The organism is Streptomyces sp. NPDC059092, assembly GCF_042756365.1.
In the GTDB taxonomy this organism is placed as follows: Bacteria; Actinomycetota; Actinomycetes; order Streptomycetales; family Streptomycetaceae; genus Streptomyces.
The window spans coordinates 15,239-38,344 of record NZ_JBHZEJ010000078.1; the positions used below are offsets into that span (position 1 = coordinate 15,239).

The window sequence follows — 23,106 nt, forward strand, 5'->3', positions numbered from 1 at the left end:
GGCCCCGGCACACGCCCGGACCCGCGGGATGGCCGCACCGGCCCGGTCAGGTGGCCGTGCAGGCCGTTCCGTTGAGGGTGAAGGCGCTCGGGGCCGCCGCGCCGCCGCCGTGGTTCGCCTGGTAGCCGATGGTGACACCGGCGGCCGGGTCGATCGTCCCGTTGTACGAGGCGTTGGTGGCGGTGACGGCGCCGGTGGCCGGGGCGTAGGTGGCGCCCCAGCCGGAGGTGATGGTCTGGCCGGAGGGCAGGGTGAAGCCCAGCTTCCAGCCGTTGACCGGGGCGGTTCCGGTGTTGGTGACCGTCACGGAGGCGGTCAGCCCGGTGTTCCAGGCACTGATCGTGACGGTCACCCGGCACGTGCCCGGCTGCGGTTCGGGGCCGGGTCCCGAGCCGCCGCCGTCCAGCCCGAAGAAGGTGATGGCGCGCGCGGCCATGCCCCCGGCGGGGAGACTGTGCCCGACGCCCTGGAGGCTGATGGCCTCGACCGGGGCCTGGGCGCCGGTGGAGCCGTAGCGGGTACGGGTCCAGCCGGACTGGGGCGCGTCGGTCAGGGCCGGCGTCTGGGCCAGTCCGTGGACGTTCGTCCACTGCTTGATCTCTTCCCCGAGATTGGGGTGGCGCAGGATGTCGTCCTCGGTTCCGTGCCAGAGCTGCATACGCGGCCGGGGCCCGCTGTAGCCGGGATAGGCGCCGCGGACCAGGTCTCCCCACGCCGCAGGGGTGCGGCTGACCGTACCGTTGGCGCACGCGCTGTTCCACTCGGAGCCGTCGGTGGTGGCGAAGCAGCCGAACGGCACCCCCATGAACGCGGCCCCGGCGGTGAAGACGTCCGGGTAGTCGCCCAGCAGGACGTTGGTCATCATCGCCCCGGAGGAGGCGCCGGTGACGTAGACGCGACCGGTGTCGGCGCTGTACGTACGCGTGGCCCAGTCGACCATGGACCGGATGCCCACCGGGTCGCTGCCGCCGCCGCGGCGCAGCGCCTGGGGCGAGGAGACGTCGAAGCACTTGCTGGCCCGGGTGACGGACGGATAGACGACGATGAAGCCGTACCGGTCGGCGAGCGAGGCGAATTCGGTACCGGAGTGGAACACCGGCCCGGAGCCCCCGCAGTAGTGCACGGCCACCAGGACCGCGGGGCGCGCGGTGACCGTGGCCGGCACGTACAGATACATCTGGAGGTTGCTGGGATTGCTGCCGAAGCCGGTGACCTCGGTGAGGGCAGCGGCGCGCACGGCGGGCGCCTGACGGGGTGCGGCACCGGGGGGTGTGGCACCGGCGAGCGCGGTGCCGGCGGGTATGGCGGCGGGGGATGCGGCGCCGGGGGGTGTGGCCGAGGCCACGGGCGCGGTGAGGAGCACCGTCGCGAGCAACGGCGCCAGCGCTCCGAGGAGCGCGATGAGCGCCGTACGCAAGGATCTCCTCGCGAAGGGGCTCCTCGCGCGGGTTCTGCCGGTTCTGAACACGTCCTTGTCCCTTCCTGATCGCGGCTCCGGTGGGGTGTCGCGGTGGGGGGTAATCGCTCAGGGAAGTGCGCGTGCGGGGGTGCCGTGAGTGCCGGAAGCGTTCGGCGGGCGGAGCCGGTCCGGGCGAGCGGCCCCGGCCGTCACGGGCGAGGACCTCACGAAGCAGTGGCCGCGGGGAATTTCACGGCATCCGGCTCCGTCAGGAAGGCACCGTCCGGGGGCATCGTGGCACGGACACAGCCACCGTGGAAGCGCTCCCACGGTGGTGGCCGAATAGCTTCGGCGCGAGGCGCGCCCCGGCGCACCGCCGTCGCCACCCGGGGCCGTACCGCCGTCGTCACCCGGGGCCGCGCAGGACTGGCGTGGGCTCCGGCGCGGTCGGCCGGATTGACGGATTGGCGTCCGTGCTCGCTGGGCAATGAGGAGAGGAAAACTATGTCATGTGCACGACTATCTCTCTCCTCCAAGGAGGCCGACCATGAACGTCCGTAAGCTGACCGGCGGGCTCGCCGCCGCGCTGGCCGTGACCTTTTCCCTGATGGGTGGCCAGGCCACCGCCGCTCCCGCCGCGGACGTGGACGGAGCCCTGGCCGCGCGGGTGGTGACGTACGACGCCAGCGGCTCCGCGGAGTTCAGGTCCGCGGTCGACCGGGGCGCGGCGATCTGGAACGAGAGCGTCGACGCCGTCGAACTGCGCCCGGTCACGACCGGGCAACGCGCCAACATCCGCGTCCTCGCGGACAACGGCTGGCCCCGCGCCATCACCACCTCACTGGGCAACGGAACCGTCTACATCGGACGGCAGGCGGTGAACGAGGGCCACAACACGATCCGCATCTCGTCCCACGAACTGGGCCACATCCTGGGCCTCCCGGACCGCAAGCCCGGGCCGTGCTCCAGCCTGATGTCCGGCTCCAGCGCCGGAACCACCTGCACGAACCCCTACCCGAACGCGGCCGAGAAGACCGAGGTCGAAGGGTACTTCGGCGGCGCGTTCGCACGGACGGCCGGAGGGGCGCCGCTCAACGCGGTGCTCGCGGACTGACATACGACACGTACGCCCAGGGACGGGACCCGAGCGGGAGCGGCCGTACGCCCCGGGACGGATCGCGTTCCGGGGCGTACACGGCTGTGATGCCTGCCGGCGGGGCTCAGGCCACCGGCGCAGCCGGGGCGGTGACGCGGCTGGAGTCGCCTCCCCGGATGGCGTCCGAAGACCGGGCGATCGCCTCGTGGGGCATGCCGAGCGGCACCTCGCTGACGTCGGACAGGCGGGTGAACTGGCTTGGTGTCAGGACGACATCGAGAGCGCTCAGGTAGCTGTCGAGCTGGGTGAGGCTGCGCGGCCCGATGATCGGGACGAGCGAGGTCGCGGACCGGGCAGCCCGCTCCCGTACCCAGGCCACCGAGACCTCGGCGGGCGTCGCGCCGATCTCCTCGGCGACGGCCAGGACGGCGTCGACGACGGCGGTCTTCTGGTCGGTGCTCTCCGTGTGGATGACCGCCCCCAGGTCGCTCAGCCGTCCCTCGGCGCTCCGGCGGTACTTCCCGGTGAGCAGTCCGCCGCCGAGCGGGGACCACAGGGCGGCGCCGAGTCCGAGGCTCTCGGCCATCGGCAGCAGTTCGCGGTCGGCGGTCCGCTCGACGAGGCTGTACTCGTTCTGGATGCCCACGACGGGCGCCCAGTTCTTCAGGTCCGCGAGGGCCACCGCTCGGGAGACGCGCCAGGCGGGGAAGTTGGACAGGGCGGCGTGGTGGATCTTGCCGGAGCTCACCAGGTCGTCGAGCCCGCGCAGGATCTCCTCCATGGGGGTGAGCTCGTCGGGGAAGTGCACCCAGAGCAGGTCGACGTAATCGGTGCCCAGGCGCTTCAGGCTGGCCTCCACCGAGGCGACCATGTTCTTGCGGCTGTTGCCGGTCCTGGAGACGTCCGGCCGCGACCCGGCTCCGAGGGTGAACTTGGTGGCCAGGACGAAGTGGTCCCGGTCGGCGGCGGCGAACTTCCCCGTCAGCGCTTCCGACTCGCCGAACTGATAGGTGTCCGCGGTGTCGAGGAAGGTGCCGCCCGCCTCGGCGAATCGGTCGAAGATACGGCGCGCCTCGTCCGGCTCGGCGCCGGCACCCCAGCCGGTGCCGAAGTTCGCCGTGCCGAGCGCGTACTCGGAGACGCGCAGTCCGGTCCGGTGTCCGAAGGTCGTGTAACGCATCAGGTGTCCTTGCTCAAGGGGCGACAGGGGCAGGCTTCCGGGCGCGGGGTGTCTCACGCCGCGCCCGGTACGGCGGCCAGGCTCTGCCTGACGTACCGGCTGGCCTCGTCGGCGAGGATCTCGGGCAGGCCCGCCTCGACGCCGGACAGGGCCTGTGCGGCGACATCGGCGGGGTCGGCCTTCTGGTCGGCCGGGACGTCCGCGGCCATGTCGGTGTCCATGTATCCGACGTGCAGCGCGGAGACCGTGATGCCGCGGGGCGCCAGCTCCTCCCGGGTCGCGTCGGTCAGCGCCCATGCCGCCGCCTTGGTCGCGGCGTAGGACCCGAGGCCGGCGGGGTGCAGCCAGGACAGGACGGACAGGACGTTGAGTACGGCGCCGCCTCCGTTGCCCTCGATGACGGGGGCGAAGGACCGGGTCACGATGAGCGGCCCGAAGAAGTTCGTCTCCATCTCCCGGCGTACCGCGTCCGGGTTGCCCGCGACCAGCGGTGCGGGGGTGAAGATGCCCGCGTTGTTCACCAGCAGCGTCGCGTCGGAGGCGGTGCGGGCCGCCGCCCGCACGGACTCCTCGTCCGTCACGTCCAGGCGCAGGGGGGTGACGCCCGGCAGGTCCGCCGTCTCGGGGCGGCGGGCCGCCGCGTAGACCTTCGCCCCGCGCGCCACGAGCTGGGCGGCCAGATGCCGTCCGAGCCCCCGGTTGGCGCCGGTGACCACCGCGACCGCGTTGTTCAGTTCCATGTCCGCTCCCAGCGTTGGGGGCACCGAGCCAGGCACCCGAATAGATTATGAGTGCAATCTAAACATGGTCTAGAATAGATTGCAATCGACATCCAATCGGAGGTGGCTGATGGGCCGCGTATCGCAGGCGCAGGCGGAGGAGAACCGCCGACGGGTCGTGGAGACCGCCTCCCGGCTGTTCCGGGAGCAGGGCACCCACGTCAGCGTCGCCGACCTCATGAAGGCTTCCGGCCTGACCCACGGCGGCTTCTACAAGCAGTTCGCCTCCAAAGAGGCGCTGATCGACGAAGCCACCGCCCACGCGTTCGGCACGCTCACCCGGCGCCGCGACGAGGGGCTGGAGCGGTACGCCGGGCAGCGTGACGCCGCCCAGCGGGCGCTGATCGACACCTACCTCTCGATCGAGCACCGCGACGGAGCGGCGGACGGGTGTCCCGTCGCCGCGCTCGCCGCCGACATGGCGCGCGAACCCGGGGACCGTGAGGCCCACCGCGTCTACGCCGAGGGGACGGGTGACTTCGCCGAGTGGCTGGCGACCGAGGATCAGGACGGCATCGCCCGGCTGTGCACGATGCTCGGCGCACTCGTCCTGGCCCGAGCCACGAAGGGGTCCCCGCTCTCCGGGGAGATCCTCACCGCCGCGCACGCGGCGCTGACGGCCACCGGCTGACCGGGGGCAGGCGCGCCGGCCACGGGATGCCGGTCACGGGGTGCCGTGCGGGCGGGTGCCGAGGCGTGGGCGAGCAGGTCTGCCGGACTCCTCCGAAGGGCGCGGGGGCCTGGTCGGCCGGCCCCGAGCGGGCGGCCTCGTGGTCGTGCCCGGCGTAGGTCGCCGCATAGCCACTCGAACACCCTGCGCACTTCTGCGGACCGCTCCTGGACATGCGGAACCGAACTCCGTGGACGCACGCCGACCACAATGCGGAAACTCGCCGCCGAGAAACGGAAGCCCAAGGCCGAATGTGCCGGTGTCTTCGGTGGGACCGTCCTCTTCGAGGTCCCAGGAATTCCCTGTTCCGCGAGCGAACGCTCGCCTCGGATTCGCTCTCCCTTCTCTTCCGTCTCTGACACAACTCCGGTCGATGCAAGGGAAATTCGAGCAAGTAGAAATTCCGTCAACCAATGCGATCGGTGTTTTTGAGACTTTACCTGCCGGGGGAACAGGGGAATCGCTTCTTCGTATCTACGATCGTCAGCTATGACCGACACACCACGGGACAACTCCGCCACCCGTGCGCGCTGGCAGACGTGTCTCAAGCTCGCCCGCGAACTCCTTCTCGTCGGGCAGGACGGCAAGGACCTCAAACTCGACTATCTCCACACCCTGATCGACACGGGCCACCTCGGCCCCACCCACCACCCGCGCAAGAAAATCCTCATCGTCGGCGCCGGTGTCACCGGCCTCGTCGCCGGTCGCCTGCTCAAGGACGCCGGCCACGACGTCACCATTCTTGAGGCCAACGCCAGCCGTGTCGGCGGACGTATCAAGACCTTCCGTGCCACCAAGCACCACCAGCCCTTCGACGACCCCGCCCAGTACGCCGAGGCAGGCGCCATGCGGCTGCCCGACTTCCACCCGCTCGTCCTCGCCCTCGTCGACAAACTCGGGCTCGGTCGCCGCCAGTTCTACAACGTGGACGTGGCCCCCTCCACCGGCAGCGGCCCCGACACCCCTGCCCCCGCCGTGACGTACACCTCCTTCACCGGCCGGACATGGAGCTACGGCGACGACAGCCCCGACTTCCGCGAACCCGACAAGCGGGGCAACTCCTGGATCCGCGCCAACCGGGTTCAGGTACGGCGCACCGCGTACGCCACCGCTCCCGAACGGATCAACGAGGGGTTCCACCTCACCGACGACGAGGTCCGCGCCCCCGTCATGAGGACCGTCGACGGGGCGCTGGAGAGCGTGCGCGACTACTACTCCGACCTCGTCGACGGGGAGCGCGTCAACAAGCCGTTCGACGAGTGGATCGAGGGCTGGGCCCGGGTGATCCACGACTTCGACGGCTACTCGATGGGCGGCTTCCTGCGCGACTACGCCGGGCTCAGCGACGAGGCGATCGAGGCCGTCGGAACCCTGGAGAACATGTCCTCACGGCTGCACCTCTCCTTCTTCCACAGCTTCCTGAGCCTCGGCGACATCAACCCCCGCGCGCGCTACTGGGAGATACCCGGCGGCAGTTGGCGCCTGCCGCACGCCCTCCACCAGGGGCTGCGCGACGAGGTGCGGCTCGGCCACCGCATGATCCGCCTCGAATACCACGACCCCAGCCGCGATACCGGCCCCGAGGGCACCGGCGCCGTCGGACCCGACGGATGGGGGGTGGCCGTACAGACCGTCTCCGAGAACGACCCGACGGCCCAGCCGCGCCTGTGGACCGCGGACCTGGCGATCGTCACCATCCCGTTCTCCGCGCTGCGCTTCGTGGAGATCGTCCCCTCGATGTCGTACAAGAAGCGCCGGGCCATCATCGAGACCCACTACGACCAGGCCACCAAGGTGCTGCTGGAGTTCAGCCACCGGTGGTGGGAGTTCACCGAGGAGGACTGGCGCGACGAACTGGAGGGCATCGCACCGGGCGCGTACGAGAACTACCGGCTGAACGCCGGGGTGAACGACACCGATCCCGGTCTCACGCCCACCGAGGCGGACGCCGGCCTGCTCGGGGCCGCGGTCAAGGACAGCAGTGTCACCGAGGAGATGCGGCAGCTCAACAGCACCATGCCGCTGCGCGGCCCCGCCGTCCGCCCCGCCACCCACTGCTTCGGAGGGGGATCGGCAGCCGACAACCCCAACCGGTTCATGTACTACCCCTCACACCGGGTCGAGGGCAGCACCGGCGGCGTGGTGCTCGCCGCGTACTGCTGGTCCGACGACGCCACACGCTGGGACTCCATGCGCAACGCGGAGCGCTACGTCTACGCGCTGCGCAACCTCCAGGCCCTGCACGGCCGGCGTATCGAGGTGTTCTTCACCGGACGGGGCGCCACCAAGAGCTGGGCCCGCGATCCGTACGCCTTCGGTGAGGCCGCCACGTACACCGCGCACCAGATGACCAGCTTCCACCTGGACGTCCCCCGGCCCGAAGGTCCCGTGCACTTCGCCGGAGAGCACACCTCCCTCAAACACGCCTGGATCGAGGGCGCGTTGGAGAGCGCCGTCCGCACCGCCGTCGCCGTCCACCAGGCCGCGCCGGTCACCACGCCGGACCCGAACGTGGAGGACAGCTCGTGACCGCGATCATCCCCCGGTGTACGGTCGCCCGCTATCTCGCCCTGAGGCTGGCCGAGTTGGGCATCACCCACCTGTTCGGCGTCCCCGGCAACCACCTCGGCCCGTTCCTGACCACCCTGCGCGACGAGGGCGCCGTCGAGTGGGTCGGCACCCCCACCGAGGGCGGCGCGGGCCAGGCGGCCGACGCCTATGCCCGTATCCATGGCGTCGGCGCGGCCGCGGTCACGTACAGCGTCGGAGCGTTCAACCTGCTCAACGCCTGCGGCGGCGCCTACGTCGAACAGATCCCGCTGGTCGCCATCAACGCCTCCCCGCCCTACGAGCAGTGGCAGAACTACCGGGCCCTCGGCATGCTCACCTCGCACATGAGCCCGCGCGCGGAGAGCAACCTGGACGTCTACCGGCAGGTCACCGTGGACGCGCAGGTCATCTCCCACCCCGGCCTCGCCGCCGGTCAGATCGACGCCGCGCTCACCGCGTGCCTCTCCGAGCGCAGGCCGGTCTACCTGGAGGTCATGGAAGACCTGTGGGACGAACCCTGCCCCGAGCCCGGGGAGCCGGTACTCCGCCGCGAGCGGCCGTTCAGCGCGCGCAACCAGCCCATGCTGGACCACGCGGTGAACGCGATCCTCACCCTGGTCGAGGCGCACCCCGGTCCGGACGGCAGGCCCCGCCCGATCGTGTGGGCGGGCGAGGAGATCGACCGGTACCGCCTCGGCGGGCTCCTCACCGACCTGGTGGAGTCCACCGGAGTGCCGTTCTGCACCACCGTAGGCGCCAAGGCCGTCGTCGAGGAGGACCTGCCGCAGTTCCACGGGGTCTACAACGGCAGGGCCAGCCACCCGGACGTGCACCGGATCTTCAAGGACTGGGCCACCTGCCGGATCGGGCTCGGCGCCTGGTCCACGTCGAAGAACCTCGGCGGCGAACAGTACGTCGGCGACGACTGGGTGATGGCCGCGAACGGCGGCGTCAGCGTCGGCACCTCCTACTTCCCCGACGTCCAGCTCGAACAACTCCTGCCCGCACTCCAGGACACACTGGTGAACCGCTACGGCTCCGGGGGACTGGACGCCGACTACTACGCCGAGGCCCACGCCCACCACGGGGCGCCCGGCGACCGCCCCGCCGACCTGGAGCACCACCGCGCCTCGCTCCGCGCCGGAGGATCGCCGTCCCGGAGCGCCGAACGGATCACCTACGACGGCCTGTTCGACCGGATCAACCACTTCCTCGGCCAGGAGACCCGGCAGAACTGGACGGTCGTCTCCGATGCCGCGTTCTCCCTCATCGGCTCCATGAACCTGTCCCTTCCCGCGGGCGGGTTCCTGTCGCAGATCAGCTGGCTCTCCATCGGCTGGTCGGTCGGCGCGGCCACCGGCGCCGCCCTCGCCCCCAAGCGCGGGCACGCCCGCCCGATGGTGTTCGTCGGCGACGGTGCCTTCCAGGAGACCTGTCAGGAGATCTCCACCCACACCAGGCTCGGGCTGCGGTCGGTGGTGTTCGTCCTGGACAACGGGCACTTCTACGGCATCGAGCAGATGCTGGTGCACCCGTCCTACTACGCCGAACGGGGCACGGGTGGACGTGGCTCCGGCGCCCCGGGCTCCGGCGACCCGGACGGCGCGGAGGCCGACTTCTACAACGTCCTCCACCCGTGGCACTACGACCGCCTCGCTGACGTCTTCGCCGGCAAGGAGACCCCGGCGAGCGGGCTCAGCATCGCGCACACCTCCGAACTGGACGACCTGCTGGCCCGCCTCACCGACCCGGCCGACCCGGTCAACGCCGGACCGCTGCTGGTCCGCGTCCGCCTGCACCGCCACGACTACCCGCGAGCCATGGCGTACAAGGTGCCGAACCCCTCCGAGCCGGCCTGACGGGCCGGACCGGACCGGGCGGGATCGGGCGGGATCGGGCCGGGCGGGGCCGGGCGGGATCGGGCCGGGCGTAGCCGGGCCGGTCCGGTCCGGGCGCGGCCGGAGGACGAAAGGGGCGGACCAGGGCGGCATGTCAGCACAGCCTTGTCAGAAGAATCGTGTATCCGAAGGGGGCAGGAAATGGCTGATCTCAACGTACTGATCGCGTTCGACGCGGCCACGATCGTCGAGCGGAATCCCAACGCGTCGAGGAACCCCGACGCGCCGACGCAGGTCGACCACACGCTGATCTACATGACGACGCGCCACGACCACATCATCGGCACGTCAGGGGCCGAGTTGAACCTCCGGGCCGAACCGGGGGACAGCATCAGGTGGCGGGAGACGACGCTGTCGCTCAGCAGCGACTACAAGGCACTGCTCTACCGGTACGTGAGCAGCGACAGCGGGCACACGCTCATCAGGACGCCGGAGATCGAGGTGATCGACGGCGTCTATCCGATGCCGAAGGAAGGGTCCGAAGGCAGGCCGGAATTCGTGACGCAGAACTACGAGGACCATTACTGGCGGACGACCGTGAAGAAAGCCGGCAAGGTCGTGTACCACTTCTACTTCCAGATCCTGGACCACCACCGGCAATTGAAGGGGTATTTCCAATGGGACCCCTTCATCACCATCGAAAATCCCTGACGGTCCTCGGCTGAGGGCGGCGGCCGTGACGGTCGCCGCCCTCAGCCCGAGACCGAGACGGAACCCGAGGCCGTCCCGCCCGCCGCCGGGCCCGCGGGGTCACGTACGCGGTGCCCACGCCTGAGCCGGTCGGCACGCCCCCGGAGGACCGGCGTGCCGACGAAGGCGGCAGCGGTGCGACTGATCGGGATGGGATGTGCCCCCGGCCGGCGAGGGTGGCGATCCGCGCGTTCGCCAGGGTGGCCGCCGGATCGGCGAGGCGCTCGCGTAAGTGGGCGGGGCTGAGGTCTCCCCCGACCAGGCTCGTCATACGGTCACCACCCCGGCCAGAAGCTTCGCCGTGCCTTCGGGTGCCTCCGCCGGGAAGTGGTGGCTGCCCAGGTCGACGGGCACGATGTCGAAGCGGTCCGCGTAGCGGTCGATCGCTTCCCGTGTTGTCAGGTCGCGTATCGCGAACACGGTGATCGGCTGCTTCGTCGCGCGCAGCGCCGCGTCCATGTCCCAGTGCACCAGGCCCTCGATGGAACGCAGGCCCGCGGGCTGCCGCACTGCGGCCATCTTCGCGACGTACGACTCCATGAGAGCGGTGTCGGTCCCCGGCGGCGAACCCGCCTCGACGAGGCCCCGTACCCCTGCGGCGAAGTCCGCACGGAACATGTGCAGCGTCGCATCGGTCTGTTCCTCGCTCTGCGCCGGGAACAGGGACAGATAGTGCAGTGCGTCGAGTGCGACCACGTGCGAGACCGTGTCGGGGAGCAGCTGGCCGACTTCGACGGCGACCGCCCCGCCGAGGGAGTGCCCGGCGACGACGCAGGTGTCCACCGACTCGGCTTCCAGTACCGCCGCCACGTCGCGAGCGAACTCTTCCATGGTCCAGACGTCGCGCGTGGACCGCGACGCGCCGTGCTCGGCGAGGTCGATCGCGAGGACGCGGTAGTGCTCGGGCAGATGGCCGGTCACCGCGTCGAAGTCGCCGCGGTCGCACGCCCAGCCGTGGATGAGAGCCAGGGTCGGCCCTCCGGCCGGACCGCCGGCCGTGTACCGGATCGTCGTGTGGTCCGATCGTTGGACCTCAAGGTTCTTCCTGGTCCTGCTCGCGGTCGTCACAGCGTCTCCTGTTTCGTGTGGTGGAAGGCGGAATTGGTGAGTGGGAGGGGCGCGGCGGTCGCCGAGTCCCCTGCCGTCGGCCGGTGTCCTACTCGCTCGGGGCCATGACGGTACGGTGCTCCGCGCGCACCTGGTTCAGGCGCAGGACCAGGGCGGTGGCGGTGATCGCCACGATCGTCAGCGCGTAGATCTCGGCGGCGGTCCTCAGCCCCAGGGCGGTGACGGCGATTCCTCCGAGTACGGCGGGCACGCTGTTTCCCAGATAGGCGATGACGTTCGCCAGGGTGAAGACCGCGCTGCGCTCGTGCGGCTCGGCGATCCGGGCGAAGGTGCCGAACGTCGCCAGCGCCGACGTGCCGAAGCCGAGACCCGCGACGACGGTGCCGGCGGCGGAGACCCAGACGAGGTTCTGCGCCATCCCGGCCATCGATATCAGGGTGCCGAACCCGAGTACGGCGGACGAGGGGGCCAGCAGCGAGGACGCGGAACGGGAGCGGAACAGGAAGACCGCGACCGCCCCGCTGCCCGCCAGGAGCGTCACGAGGGCGCCACCGATCAGATGGCTGTGCAGCCCGAACAGCCCGGCCGCGACGGACGGGCCGAGCGAGAGATACATCCCGGCCAAGGCCCAGCCCGCGATCATCACCGGCACCACCGGGACGATGTCCGCACGCAGGTGCGCGGGCATCCTGACCCGCGGGCGCAGGGAGGCGACGGCCCCCGGCCTGCGGGGCGACGTCTCCGGCATGAGGGCGACGACCACCGCCGCCACCACCATGGCGCCGAACAGCAGTGCGTAGACCAGCCGGGTCGGGGCGGGGCCGAACTCCACCAGCAGGCCGCTGCCGAGGGCGCCGAGAGCGAGCCCGGCCATGGGGGCCACCGAGGTGACGACACCTGCGCGGCCGCGGGTATGCGACGGTTCGAGATCGACGAGAGTGGCGCTCAGGGTGGTGGTCGCCGCCCCGGTCGCGATGCCTTGCAGCACCCGGGCGGCGGACAGCACGAACACATCCCCGGCGACGTAGAACAGGACGAGCGCGACCATCTCCAGTCCGATCGCCGCGGCGAGCACCGGCCGGCGGCCGAGATGGTCCGACAGCGCGCCGACGACGAGCAGCGAGCCCAGCAGACCGACCACGTAGAGGGCGAAGACGACGGTCAGCACCCACGCCGTGAACTGCCATTGCTGCTGGTAGATCACGTAGAGCGGGGACGGTGCGCTGGAAGCGGCCAGGAAGAGGACGACGATGGCGGCCACACAGGGGAAGGCGCCCTTCCACGGCACGCGGTGCGGATCGTCGGCGGGCGGTGCGGCGGTGACAGCGGATTCGGCAGGCATACGGCCCTCGCAGTGATCTGTGCGTTAGTGACCCTGACGCTAACACAAACGCATCGATCGCTGCGCTTGAAACGCAGTGATCAGTGCGATACTGGCCGTATGTCCACTCCGGCTTCCCTCCCGCCCCGCACCGGCAGCCGGCCCGGCGGCCGCTCCGCCCGAATCCGCGCGGCCGTCCACCGGGCCGTCGAGGAACTGCTCGCCGATCAGGCCGACGAACCGTTGACGATCCCGGTCGTGGCCGCCCGCGCGGGCGTGCACGGCACCACGGTCTACCGCCGTTGGGGATCCGTCGGTGAACTGCTCACCGACGTCGCGACCAGCCGTTTCTCCGGCGACATCGTGGTGCCGGACACCGGAAGCCTCCGTGGGGACCTGGAACGGTATGTGTCCGACCTCGCCAAGGACCTCGGCGACCCGGACACCCTTCCCCTGGTACGCGCCACCATCGGCGCGGCCGGGGAACAGGGCGCCGGCGCGTGCACCGGAGAACGCCAGCGGCAGCTCCAGGCCATCCTTGAACGGGAACAGGGCCGGGGCAACGAGGCCCCGACCGTCGAACGCGTCGCGGACGCCCTGCTCGCGCCCCTCTACTACCGGGCCGTCTTCACCGACCAGGCCCTGACCCCCGAATGGACCCGCGCCCTCGTGTCACACCTGCTGCCGGACTGACAGCACCCGCAAGGGCCGGACCTCGTTGTCGTACCCGTCCCGTCTCGGCGGAGTCCCGACGTCAGGTGTGGGACCTTGAGCGTGCCGCTGTCCGGTTGACCTTCGAGTCGGGTGGAAGGTTTACCGTCGATGACGTGACCTTCATGCGGATCTCCCAGCTCTCCGAGCGCAGTGGTGTGCCGGCCACCACCCTGCGCTTCTACGAGGGCGAGGGGCTGCTGCCCGCGGACCGGACCCCTTCCGGCTACCGGGTGTACGGAGAGGACGCGCTCGACCGGCTGGCGTTCATCGGCGCGGCCAAGCACCTGGGGCTGCCGTTGGAGGCGATCGGCGAGCTGCTCCGGGTCTGGGAGGCCGGAGCCTGCGGGGAGGTGAAGGCGGACCTGCGCCCCCGGATCGCCGCCCGCCTGGCCGAGGCGGAGGCCCGTACCGCGGAGTTGACCGCGTTCACCGCGTCGCTCCACGATGCTTTGGCGCACCTTGACACGCTGCCGGACCGCACCGGTCGCTGCGATCCCGAGTGCGGCTTCCTCTCCCCGGCGCCGGCCGCCCGGGGCGGGCGGATGGTGGACGTGGTGCTCGCGGCCGGGCGCAGGGCCTCCGGCGAAGAGGCCGAGCGGTGGCGCACGGCGCCCGTGGCCTGCTCGCTGACCGGAGCGGGCCCGCGCGAGCGCGTCACCCAGTGGCGCGAGGCGGTCGACGGCGCGGTACGGGGCCCGCTGCCCGAGGGGCTGCGGCTGACCCTGCCCGTCGACCGGACCGCGAGGGTGGCCGAACTGGCCGCCGCCGAGCAGCGGTGCTGCCCGTTCTTCGACTTCCGCCTCCACCTCGACGGGCCGCACCTGCACCTGGAGGTCCGGGCGCCCGCCGACGGCGGCGCGCTGCTCGCGGACCTTTTCGGCCCGACCGTCTGACGCGTTCGTTCCCCGTGTTCACCTCGTACCGCTCCCCACTCCTCCGACGCAGAGAGATCCTTCCCGTGCTCGTTGCCCGTTCCATCGCCCTGTTCGTCGTCGCCGCTCTGTTCGAGATCGGAGGCGCCTGGCTGGTCTGGCAGGGCATCCGTGAACACAAGGGCTGGATCTGGGTGGGCGCGGGTGTGATCGCGCTCGGCTTGTACGGCGTGGTCGCCACCTTCCAGAGCGACGACAACTTCGGCCGTATCCTCGCCGCCTACGGCGGCATCTTCGTCGCCGGGTCGATCGCCTGGGGCGTGGTCGCCGACGGGTACCGTCCCGACCGCTTCGACCTCATCGGCGCCGTGGTCTGTCTGGCCGGGATGGCGGTCATCATGTACGCGCCCCGCGGCCACTGACCCGTCGGACGGACGGACGCCACTCGCGCCCCGGAAGGCGGCGGCGGGGCGGGGAGCCGAGGCATGGTCAGCGGACGACGTCGAAGACGTTCTTCTGCAGGCCGTTGGAGTACGCCTCGCACTCCACCAGCTTCAGCTTCTGGGTGTCCTTGTCCGTGGCGCTGAACAGGCGCTTGCCCGCGCCGAGGAGCAGCGGGAAGACGAGCAGGTGGTAGCGGTCGATCAGGCCCGCGTCGGACAGGGCGTGGTTGAGGGAGGCGCTGCCGTGGAGGATGATCGGGCCGCCCTCGGTCTCCTTCAGGGCGGCGACCTCGTCGAGCGAGCGCAGGATCGTGGTCTCGCCCCAGTTCGGGACCAGGTCGTCATCGGTGAGGGTGGTGGAGACGACGTACTTCGGCATCGACTTGTAGTCGGCGAATTCCTCCATGTCCGGCCACACCGGGCTGAACGCCTGGTAGCTGACCCGGCCCATCAGGATCGCGGTGGATTCCCTCTGCTCCCGCCCCTTGATGTCGAAGGCCTCGGGGACGAACTCGACGTCCTTGAAGGTCCATCCGGAGTTGCGGTAGCCCGGTTCGCCGCCGGGGCCCTCCACGACGCCGTCGAGCGAGACGAAGGCGGTGCTGATCAGGATACGCATGAGATTTCCTTGGTGTCGGTCGTGCGGGTGGCTGTCTGCTGCCGCCTCGGCCATGTTCGGGACGGCGGGGGTCCCGGGGGCCGGGAGGGGCTCCAGGGCGTGTTTCGAAAGTCCCGCCTGGCCCGCGACGTCTGGCACGCACGCTCGCCGCGTTGTCGGAGTCGTCCGAGTACGTCCGGGCCATCGAGGGTGCCGATCCTCCTCCTCGCGATCGCGCTCGGCATCCGAAGGAGGATTCAGTGTGCCGAGACGGAGCGAGCGGAGCGAGTGCAGTGCACCGGACGCCGCAGGCCCCGCCCTACGGGCGGACGGCGCTACTTTCGAAACACGCCCTAGTTGAGGAGCCCGGCCAGCCACTGCTGCCAGGCGGCCTCGGCCCCTTCCGTATCCGGTCCGAACAGGTGGTGGAACATCAACGCCATGCCGGAGCCGTGGTGGAAGGTGTAGATCCCGTCGGCGGTGCGGACCGCCGTACGTTCGTCGTCGGCCCAGACCACCTCGCCTTCCAGGGGCGGCAGACCGGCCGGCTCGGCGTGCGCCCGTGCGCCGACGACGGGTGGGTCCGGCAGTGACAGGCCACGGATGAGGGCCGCCCTGGTCTCCTGCTCCGACCGCCCGTTCGTCGGCACCACGGCGAAGACGGGAACGCCGGCCCGTCCGGGGAAGTGCGTCAGGTACTCGCGGAGTGTGTGGAGGTGGAAGGGCCAGCCACGGCGCAGGGCGTCGTACTCGTCCTGCCAGTCGTCGCCGAGCAGGCCGCTGTGGACGACGCGGAGCACCGTGCTGCCACCGTCCCGTCCCTCGATCAGGTATTCGAAGGCCATGAGCCTGCCGTCCTCGGCGGGGGACGTACGGGTGGCGAAGCGTTCGCCGGGCTCGTAGGCGGTGATCACCGCCTCTTCCCGGTGGCCTCCGGTACTCATGGCGGCGATGCCGCCCTCGCGCGCCTCGACCTCGTTGCGGCCCATGAACCAGGAGTCGATCCCCGGCCCTGTCGCGATCGCTTCCCAGATCTGCTCCGGGCTCGCCGGCAGGGCCGTCTCCAGCTCGATCTCGAACGGATGCGTCATGGTGCGGTTTCCTGTCCTGTTCCGGGTTGGGTCTCGTGTGTCCCCCCGGACCGCTGCCGCGGCCCGCCCGCGCTCACCTCGGGGGCGCCGGGGTGCGGGGCGGGGATCTGGTGGAGCCCCACCACCACGCGGTGATTCCGGCCTCCCGGGGCGGACTCGTCGTGGTAGCGGCCGACGAGGGCCGCCACCGCCTGGGCCAGTTCGCCGGTGAAGGCCGCGCGGTCGGCCGCGGACGCGAACCGCACCTCGGCGTCGATGCCGAAGGTGGCGATGCGCCGCTCGGTCCGGGCGGCACCGGTCAGCAGCGTGCCGACCTCCTGCACCAGCCGGGATCCCAGCGCCAGCAGCCAGCGGGCGGAGAGCTGGTCGGGGGAGCGGGAAGGGTCCGGGCTGACGGCGGCCAGAGCGCTGGGGGAGATCACGTAGGAGGCGGCGGTGGCGCGGTACACCCGCTCGGTGATGCTGCCCTTGCGGCGTTCCTCGGCGAGCTCGACCAGTCCGTGCCGCTCCAGCTCCTTGAGGTGGTAGTTGGCCTTCTGCCGGGGCAGGCCCAGACGGGTGGCGAGCATGGCGGCCGAGCCGGGCTCGGCGAGGGCGGCGAGGATCCGGGACCGTATCGGGTCCAGGGACGCCTCGGCCGCGGCGGGTTCTTCGATCACAGCGACATCCAGCACCGCTCCAGGATCCGACCGACAAAAGTTTTTGTCAAGGAGGGTTTTATTGTCGGCGTGCCCGGTTACCGGCCGAGCGGCCAGGCCGAGTCGGGGCCGCCGTCCAGCGCGAAGGCACTGGAGATGCCGGGGTGCGGCCGACTCGCCGCGTGAGCCGGTGTGCGGGAGGCGGCGCGGAAGGCGGGAGGGGACCGTACGGCAGACGTCGAAGCGCCGGTCACCGCTCGCGTCGCCCGGCGCCGGGCCGCCGGACGGCGCCGGAGGCCGCCCGGGTGCGGCGGTACCAGGTCGCCGCCGGGGCGGCCACGGCGAGGGCGAAGAAGACCGCGGCGAGCGTCGCGTACTGCCCCGTCGTTCCCCGCGCGAGGGTGTACAGACCGCCGGCCGCGCCGCCCGCGACGAGACAGCAGGCCGGAAGCCACCGGTCGCTGGAGAGCCCCTTGATCAACACGACGTAACACGGCAGCACCAGAACGAACAGCACCGTTCCCCGCATGGTGTGGTCGGCGGCGACGAGACAGCCCCCACGCGGACCGGGCGTGCAGCCGCCGTCAAAAAGGCCGGTGAGTGCCCAGGCCGCCCCGGACATGACGACGGCTGCCACAGGTACCAACCACCATGACGTGGGCGCACTCTTGACGATGGCACGGATCCTGGTCCGCGCCCGACGCTTCACTCCCGAGATCCCCCTACGCGTCACCATGGGGTGATCATAAGATTACGGCGCGGTGCCTGAAGGGCGTGCAAGGAGGTTGGCGGACTTCCGCTGACGGGGATTCGGCGGAGGTCCGCGTCCCGTGTCGCGGACGGAACCATTCCGCGCGGGCGGGGAGGCGACGCTCCGGCAGCGCAACGGGTCCCACGCGGGTGAGGACGACAGCGCAAGCTCGCGAACGATGCTTGTGGTTCTGGAGGAGAAGTGACCGGAGTCCCGGCGATCGCGGCAGACGGCGCGACGGTCATGGTGGGCGACACCACGCTGCTCGCGCCCACGACGTTCAGGGTGATGCCGGGCGAGTTCTGGTGTGTCACCGGTGGAAACGGCTCGGGGAAGACCACCCTCCTGCGTGCCTTCCTGGGCGGTCGCCGTCTGACGGCCGGATCGTGTTCGGTGCTGGGCGAACCCGCCGACCCGGCGAAGCCTCTGCACCGACGTCGCGTGGCCTCGCTCGTCGAACCGGTCCCCCTCGCCCGTGACATGACGGTGCGCGAGCAGGTGACACTGGTCGCCGCCTCCTGGTACGGCAATGCCCCGGAAACCGCCGAGGGCGCCGAACGGATCACCGAGCGGTTGGGACTGTCCTCGCTGGGTGAGCGGTTCCCCCATCAGGTCTCGTCCGGACAGTTGCAACTCTTCAGCCTCGCCCTGACGTTGGTCCGCCCTGCCGACGTCGTACTGCTCGACGAGCCCGAGCGGCACCTCGACAGCGACCGCGTCGATCTGGTGGCCACACTGCTCACCGAGCGGGCCGCTGAGGGCACGTCGTTCCTGGTCGCCACCCACGAGCCCGCTCTGGTGGAAGCGTGCGACGGCCGCGTGGAGTTGGGATGACCACGCACACCGTCGCGGAACCCGAACCCGATGCCGCCAAACGCGTCCACGCCGTACGGCGGCGATACGCCCGCCGCGGCGACCGTGCCACGGTGCGTGGCCGCGCGTACACCGCCTATCTTGTCGCCCTGTTCGCCGTCTTCTACCTGGTGCCGGTCGTCCACGCCCGGAGCACTTCGCCCGCGCCCCTCTCCGTGGCGCCTCTCGCCGGGGCGACGCCCCTGCTCTGCGCGCTCGCGGTGGCCGCGTGCTGGGGGGCCCAGCTCGCCGGCCGGTTCTGGGGACCGCTGGTGATCCAGCCCTTCCTGCTGCACGTACTCATGTCCACGGACATGTCCCCGACGAGCTACCTCGGCACGATCGCCCGGCGCCGACTGGCGTACGCGAGCACGGCCACGCTGCTGTCGGCGTGCGCCACGGCGTACCTCGCGACCGACCTGTTCGATCACCTCGACACCGCGCTCCAGGGTCTCGCGGTCGTGGTGGGGCTCAGTGCCGTCGCCGCCGTGGCCTGGCTGTGGGGCCAGGTCCGAGCGGTGCGAGACAACCTCGCGCTCGCCTCCGCCGCGGGCGCCGCGGCGCTCGTGGTGGAGGCGGCGAGCCGAATGGCCCCGGACGGCGGGGCCGGTCCGTGGCTCGTCGCCGGCGTCTCGGCGGCCACGGCCGCGACCCTCGGACGGGTGGCCTTCCGGTCGATCCGTACGGTCGATCTCGTCCGACTCGCACGCGAGTCGGCACGCGCCTCCCAGGCCCAGGCATATGCCTGGACGGGCACCCTCCACCACGCCCTCGACCTGTACCGGCCCGAGCCGCGCGGGCTCACCTCGGCTCTGATCCGCGCGGACGGGCGCCTTCGCGGCCATCTCGCCCAGGGAGCGATCCGAGCGCTGCGCACGCCCGGTCGCGCCAGTGCGGCCGTGCCGCTCCTGTTGATCGGCGGTGCTGTGCTGACCCACGGGGCGGCCGGACCGGAAGGCGGCCCGGCGTTGCTGTGGTGGGTGGCCGGATCGATCTGTGTGTACCTGGGATCGGGGTGGGTGAGCGAGACGTGGCGCGGCCTGCGCGACGAGTTGACCCTGGCCCCGCTCTTCGGCGAGTGGTGGGGTGGGACGCTCGCCCGCACGCTGGCATGGCCCGTCGTCGCCGTCACGGCCGGAGCGTCTCTGGGAGGTGGCGTAGCGATCATGACCCGGTGGTCGCTGTACGGCGGACGCCTGGGGAACGCGCTCCTCCTCGTCGCGGGGTCGTTGGCGCTGGTGCTCGCTGCCAGGTTCCTGCGTGAGATGAAGTCGCATCTGCCGCTGGAGCTGCTGCTCCCGGTCATGACGCCATTCGGCGATCTCTCCGGGCTGCGCGTCGTGGCGTGGCAGTTCGACGGATTCGTCGCCGTGGTGATCGGCATCGCCGTGATGAACGCCGTCCCGTCGGCGCTCGGCGCGACCGGGTCGGCGCTCGCCGTCGCCGCCTGCTGTGTCTGGACGGGGCTGCGCCGGACAGGATGGGCGCACCGGGGACTGCTCACCCGCCTCGGCCGGGTGTAGCACCGGGAACGCGGCCGGTTCGTGGTGTGGTCCCCGCGTGAGGGGTCCGGTCCCCGCGTGAGCGGTTCGGCCCCGGGCGCCCGGCTTCGGAGGGGCGATCACCGGGCGATCACCGGGGCGCGGGAGCGGCGTCGGAGACCACGCGCATGCCCAGTCCGCGCACCCGGTAGATGCACGTGTCGTCACCCCACAGCGACGCGTCAGCCAGCGCGTACGGGCCCCGCGCGTCCGTACCGGACTCGACGATGTCCATGTCCACCCGGATCAGCCGGTCGGCCGGGGTGATCTGGCCGCGGTACGTCCAGGCGGTCTCGCGGCCGGGCAGCACCGGCTCGAACCGGGGGTGCGGGATGCCGTCGGCGGCGCCGCGTTCGAGCAGGTGGTACTGGAGCAGCTGGCACATGGCCTCCAGGCCCAACGACCCCGGCTGCACCGGGTCCTGGAAGAAATGCGCCCGGAAGAACCACTCGTCCGGGACCACGTCCTTCTCCGACCGCAGCCGGCCGAGCCCCGCGCGGCCCCCGTCCGGCCAGGAGCCGGTGATCCGGTCGAGCATCAGCAGCATCGGGCCCGGCAGCCGCGGCTCCCCGGCGAAGTACCGGGCGGGGCGCCCGGTCAGATCGACCGGGTGCCCGCAGGGCTCGTCGAGCCGGGCCCGGTCCTCGGCCGGGACCGCGAGGCCGGGCTGGTGGTCGAAGGACGACGGCGGGAAGTAGCCGAAGACCGTGGAGAGTTCGCACAGCGGCGCGCCGTCGGCCGTGCACCTCACCCGGAAGGACTCGACGATCATGTCCCCGCCGCGGGAGACGCGGGTCAGTACGGCATGGGTGCGGATCGTGCCCGTCGCCGGGGTGACCTCACCGCTGACCGTCGCCGTCCCGTCGAGGTTGCGGAACAGCAGATCCGTTCCGGTGGTCAGCGCGCTGCCCACGTACGAGGCCAGCCACCCGCAGGGCTGCAGCGCGACCTCCATGAGGACGGCGAACGGCATCGTACGGCCGCCGCTCTGCTCGAAGTACCAGGCCCGCGCGGGTACGTCGTACTCCGCGACGACCTCGCTGTCCTCCCGCATACCGCCCTGCGGCCCGTCCACCGAGACGACCCGGCTCATGAAGTGGTACGGGGGGCCGGGCAGCCGCGCGACCCTGCGGGTGCCGTCGAAGGGCTCGTACGCGGCGCCGAACGCCTCACTCGGTCTGCCCCAGGCGCACGCCAGCAGCGAGGCGTACCCGAAGGGGAATCCGTCGGACGATACCGCCACGGGCTTCTCCTCCCGGTGCCCGGCCAGCCCGCCGAGCAGGGGGAGCGGCACCGGCGTGGCGCCGGGCTGCACGACGGGCGGGCCCGAGCGCCGCCAGTGCGACAGCGGCCAGTCGGGCACCAGCCGCAGCGCCACGTCGCGGCCCAGGAACGCCTTCGTCCCGTCCACCGAGCCCAGTACATCGGCGTGGAGCGTGGGCACCGGGCCGGCCGAGACACCGCGCACGAACACCTCGTAGACGACGCGCCGGCCGGACGGGGTGGCCTGGCCCCGGCACATCGTCCGGCACGGGTGACCGTCGACCGGCTCGAAGCGCCAGCCGTCCCGGTCCACGGTGAAGCCCATGGCCGCCAGGTAGAACGCCATCGCCTGGAGACCGCCCTGGAGCATCAGGGTGCCCGGCATGCAGGGGTCGTTCTTGAAGTGCCCCGTGAAGAACCAGTCGTCCGGCGACAGCGGGGTCTCGGCCCGCAGATAGCCGCGGCCCCACGGCCCGCCCGCCGGGTCGAACGCGGTCACCTCGTCGATCAGTCGCAGACGGCCGTCGTCGAGCCCCGGTGGGCGGACATGGGCCGCCGTCGCCTCCCAGCCGGGCCCGAAGCAGTCCGCCGGCCGGCCCTGGGCCAGGGCCGCGACCCGCTCCGCGTCGAAGCGGGTCAGTTCGCACCGTACGGCGGGCGGGTCGAGCGGCAGGTCGTCACCGGGCGGGCGCTCGGCGGGGTCCCACCGCACACCGCCACCGCCGGCCAGCTCCTGCGGGGTGAAGAACCCGGCCTGGCCCTCGCGGATGCTCAGCCGTAGTTCGCCGTCCACGAAGCACTCGTAGTGGAAGAAGGCCAGCCGGACGCCGTCGTGCTCCGCGTGACCGTCGATGTGGATCTCGTAGCACAGGGTGTCTCCAGCCTGCGGCGGGGTGCCGTGGTACGTCACCTCGCAGCCGAGCAGCCGGTAGGCGCGCTCGCCCCGGTTGAGGAGATCGATGCCCAGCCAGCTCAGCAGGAGCAGGTCCGCCTGGCCCGCCTCGATCAACAGCCCTGCCGGAACACGCCCGTTGGAGTCCAGGTACCAACTGCCGGGCAGCACATCGGTCTCGGTCCAGATCATCCCGTCGGTGCGTACGGGGCCGGGCGTGGCGAGCGCCGCCGGTACCGCGTCGATACCGGTGACCCGGTCCGCGAACAGCATGGGCGGTTCGGGCATCCGGGTCTGTACGGCGTACGCGTCCTGCTCGGCGAACCGGGGGCCGAACAGCGCGGAGATCTCCCCGGAGGCGAGGTGCTCCAACTGGGCGCGGTCGAACTTCGGCCCCGGACGTACGGGCCGGACGGCCCCGGGCGGGGTTTCCGGCAGCGGCCCGGGACGTACGGGGGTGAGCGGCCCGGCGGCGGCCGGACGCGGCGCCGGAAGGCCGGGCCACCGTGCGGGGGCGGGCCCGGCAGCCGTCAGCGCGGTGACGGCGAGGGCCGACACCCGCAGGAACCGCTGGTGGGCCTCGGTATGCGCGGCCATGATCTCCTGGTGCAGCGCGGCGATGCGCAGGCTCTGCCGGACGACCGCGGCACGGACCCCCGCCGCTCCGTCCGTCTCGGCCACTTCCGCAGTCTCCGCCACTCCCGCCACTCCCGCCACTTCCGCCGTCTCCGCCGCTCCCGTCGTCCCCGCCGACCCTGCTCTTTCCGCCGCTCCCGCCGGCCGGGGCCCGGGGCCCGGCC

At 71.5% G+C, this 23,106-nt stretch carries 19 protein-coding genes and 1 pseudogene; 10 read left to right on the forward strand and 10 right to left on the reverse strand.

The window, feature by feature from the left end:
- Positions 1-46 precede the first annotated feature (46 nt).
- Positions 47-1,417 carry a PHB depolymerase family esterase gene (locus tag ACFXPL_RS31855; RefSeq protein WP_384926159.1) on the reverse strand — a complete coding sequence of 457 codons (1,371 nt, stop codon included), beginning with the start codon at positions 1,415-1,417 and terminating at the stop codon, positions 47-49.
- Between the two features lie 529 nt (positions 1,418-1,946).
- Here ACFXPL_RS31855 and ACFXPL_RS31860 point away from each other — a divergent pair.
- Complete coding sequence (locus ACFXPL_RS31860) at positions 1,947-2,513, forward strand: snapalysin family zinc-dependent metalloprotease (RefSeq protein WP_384926161.1); 567 nt, start codon at positions 1,947-1,949, stop codon at positions 2,511-2,513.
- Positions 2,514-2,619: 106 nt separating this feature from the next.
- Here the strand turns inward: ACFXPL_RS31860 and ACFXPL_RS31865 are convergent, their stop codons facing one another.
- Both ACFXPL_RS31865 and ACFXPL_RS31870 read right to left on the reverse strand, forming a co-directional pair.
- Positions 2,620-3,675 carry an aldo/keto reductase gene (locus ACFXPL_RS31865; RefSeq protein WP_384926163.1) on the reverse strand — a complete coding sequence of 352 codons (1,056 nt, stop codon included), beginning with the start codon at positions 3,673-3,675 and terminating at the stop codon, positions 2,620-2,622.
- A 53-nt stretch (positions 3,676-3,728) separates the two neighbouring features.
- Positions 3,729-4,415 (reverse strand): SDR family oxidoreductase, encoded by a 687-nt coding sequence (locus ACFXPL_RS31870; protein WP_384926165.1) that lies wholly within the window; start codon positions 4,413-4,415, stop codon positions 3,729-3,731.
- A 109-nt stretch (positions 4,416-4,524) separates the two neighbouring features.
- On the opposite strand from ACFXPL_RS31870, the gene ACFXPL_RS31875 reads away from it, so the two are divergent.
- The 4 genes from ACFXPL_RS31875 to ACFXPL_RS31890 all read left to right on the forward strand — a co-directional run bounded on the left by ACFXPL_RS31875 (position 4,525) and on the right by ACFXPL_RS31890 (position 10,223).
- Positions 4,525-5,085, forward strand: a complete 561-nt coding sequence (locus ACFXPL_RS31875; protein ID WP_384926167.1) for a TetR/AcrR family transcriptional regulator — start codon at positions 4,525-4,527, stop codon at positions 5,083-5,085.
- Between the two features lie 528 nt (positions 5,086-5,613).
- The gene (locus ACFXPL_RS31880; RefSeq protein ID WP_384926169.1) at positions 5,614-7,653 is read left to right on the forward strand and encodes a flavin monoamine oxidase family protein; all 2,040 of its coding nucleotides are present in this window, start codon (positions 5,614-5,616) and stop codon (positions 7,651-7,653) included.
- Complete coding sequence (locus tag ACFXPL_RS31885; protein WP_384926171.1) at positions 7,650-9,533, forward strand: thiamine pyrophosphate-binding protein; 1,884 nt, start codon at positions 7,650-7,652, stop codon at positions 9,531-9,533. Before ACFXPL_RS31880 ends, ACFXPL_RS31885 begins: the two co-directional genes overlap by 4 nt.
- 180 nt (positions 9,534-9,713) lie before the next feature.
- Positions 9,714-10,223: an inclusion body family protein gene (locus ACFXPL_RS31890; protein WP_384926173.1), complete on the forward strand. Its 510-nt coding sequence runs from the start codon at positions 9,714-9,716 to the stop codon at positions 10,221-10,223.
- Between the two features lie 306 nt (positions 10,224-10,529).
- On the opposite strand, the gene ACFXPL_RS31895 is transcribed toward ACFXPL_RS31890, so the two are convergent.
- Positions 10,530-11,330 (reverse strand): alpha/beta fold hydrolase, encoded by an 801-nt coding sequence (locus ACFXPL_RS31895; RefSeq protein ID WP_384926175.1) that lies wholly within the window; start codon positions 11,328-11,330, stop codon positions 10,530-10,532.
- A gap of 88 nt (positions 11,331-11,418) precedes the next feature.
- Positions 11,419-12,672: an MFS transporter gene (locus ACFXPL_RS31900; RefSeq protein WP_384926177.1), complete on the reverse strand. Its 1,254-nt coding sequence runs from the start codon at positions 12,670-12,672 to the stop codon at positions 11,419-11,421.
- A 99-nt stretch (positions 12,673-12,771) separates the two neighbouring features.
- Here ACFXPL_RS31900 and ACFXPL_RS31905 point away from each other — a divergent pair, with 99 nt between their 5' ends.
- From ACFXPL_RS31905 to ACFXPL_RS31915, 3 genes are all read left to right on the forward strand, one after another.
- Positions 12,772-13,344: a TetR-like C-terminal domain-containing protein gene (locus ACFXPL_RS31905; RefSeq protein WP_384926179.1), complete on the forward strand. Its 573-nt coding sequence runs from the start codon at positions 12,772-12,774 to the stop codon at positions 13,342-13,344.
- Positions 13,345-13,478: 134 nt separating this feature from the next.
- Positions 13,479-14,258, forward strand: coding sequence for a MerR family transcriptional regulator (locus ACFXPL_RS31910; protein WP_384926181.1), 780 nt, complete (start codon positions 13,479-13,481; stop codon positions 14,256-14,258).
- A 65-nt stretch (positions 14,259-14,323) separates the two neighbouring features.
- Positions 14,324-14,659 (forward strand): YnfA family protein, encoded by a 336-nt coding sequence (locus ACFXPL_RS31915; RefSeq protein ID WP_384926183.1) that lies wholly within the window; start codon positions 14,324-14,326, stop codon positions 14,657-14,659.
- Positions 14,660-14,726: 67 nt separating this feature from the next.
- Here ACFXPL_RS31915 and ACFXPL_RS31920 read toward each other — a convergent pair whose 3' ends face one another.
- From ACFXPL_RS31920 to ACFXPL_RS31935, 4 genes are all read right to left on the reverse strand, one after another.
- Positions 14,727-15,299 carry a dihydrofolate reductase family protein gene (locus tag ACFXPL_RS31920; protein WP_384926185.1) on the reverse strand — a complete coding sequence of 191 codons (573 nt, stop codon included), beginning with the start codon at positions 15,297-15,299 and terminating at the stop codon, positions 14,727-14,729.
- 332 nt (positions 15,300-15,631) lie between these two features.
- Positions 15,632-16,369: an SRPBCC domain-containing protein gene (locus ACFXPL_RS31925; RefSeq protein WP_384926186.1), complete on the reverse strand. Its 738-nt coding sequence runs from the start codon at positions 16,367-16,369 to the stop codon at positions 15,632-15,634.
- Positions 16,366-17,043 carry an ArsR/SmtB family transcription factor gene (locus ACFXPL_RS31930; protein ID WP_384926188.1) on the reverse strand — a complete coding sequence of 226 codons (678 nt, stop codon included), beginning with the start codon at positions 17,041-17,043 and terminating at the stop codon, positions 16,366-16,368. The genes ACFXPL_RS31925 and ACFXPL_RS31930 overlap by 4 nt, the downstream gene beginning before the upstream one ends.
- A gap of 214 nt (positions 17,044-17,257) precedes the next feature.
- On the reverse strand, positions 17,258-17,644 hold the full coding sequence (locus tag ACFXPL_RS31935; RefSeq protein WP_384926190.1) for a hypothetical protein: 387 nt from the start codon (positions 17,642-17,644) through the stop codon (positions 17,258-17,260).
- A gap of 315 nt (positions 17,645-17,959) precedes the next feature.
- Between ACFXPL_RS31935 and ACFXPL_RS31940 the strand changes: the two genes are divergently transcribed.
- Together ACFXPL_RS31940 and ACFXPL_RS31945 are read left to right on the forward strand one after the other, a co-directional pair.
- Complete coding sequence (locus ACFXPL_RS31940) at positions 17,960-18,592, forward strand: ATP-binding cassette domain-containing protein (RefSeq protein ID WP_384926192.1); 633 nt, start codon at positions 17,960-17,962, stop codon at positions 18,590-18,592.
- A complete protein-coding gene (locus ACFXPL_RS31945) occupies positions 18,589-20,133 on the forward strand; it encodes a hypothetical protein (RefSeq protein ID WP_384926194.1) in 1,545 nt (514 codons plus the stop codon). The genes ACFXPL_RS31940 and ACFXPL_RS31945 overlap by 4 nt, the downstream gene beginning before the upstream one ends.
- A 109-nt stretch (positions 20,134-20,242) precedes the next feature.
- Here ACFXPL_RS31945 and ACFXPL_RS31950 read toward each other — a convergent pair.
- Positions 20,243-22,987: pseudogene (locus ACFXPL_RS31950) on the reverse strand (beta keto-acyl synthase); the annotation flags it as partial.
- Positions 22,988-23,106: the final 119 nt, after the last annotated feature.